The following is a 346-nucleotide window of genomic DNA, read 5'->3' as shown; positions in this document are numbered from 1 at the left end:
AGAATGGCCGCTATGAGTTAATTGGCGGGGAGCGGCGCTTGCGCGCGCATCAGATCCTTGGGAAGCAGGAAATACCAGCGTTCGTGCTTGAAAACATCTCCGTCACCGACGCAGCGATAGGTGCGCTTGCCGATAACGAGGCGAAACGTTCTCTTTGCGATTACGAGCGGGGCAAAGCCTACAAGCGTACCTTGACGATGTCTACCGAAGCCGGAAAGCCGTTGACGCAAGGTACATTGGCGAGGCGCATTGGCGTCTCGGATGCAACGATTAGCCGTTGTCTTGCCTTTTTTGACTTGCCATCGGAAGCCATTGCAATGCTGGACGAAAAACCGAACCTGATCGG

The 346-nt window shown here is 54.9% G+C and carries 1 protein-coding gene (only partly in view); it reads left to right on the top strand.

The genetic code is table 11. The features are described from left to right. The coding region annotated (locus JK635_RS28165) for a ParB/RepB/Spo0J family partition protein (RefSeq protein ID WP_202653240.1) crosses the window boundary (this coding region is incomplete at its 5' end): on the top strand, nucleotides 1-346 show 346 of its 371 nt. Its footprint extends 25 nt past the window's final position.

It is taken from the genome of Neobacillus paridis, assembly GCF_016765675.1.
Lineage (GTDB): Bacteria > Bacillota > Bacilli > Bacillales > Cytobacillaceae > Neobacillus > Neobacillus paridis.
The sequence above is the reverse complement of the archived record's forward strand: the minus strand, read 5'-3'. Positions and strand labels throughout refer to the sequence as shown.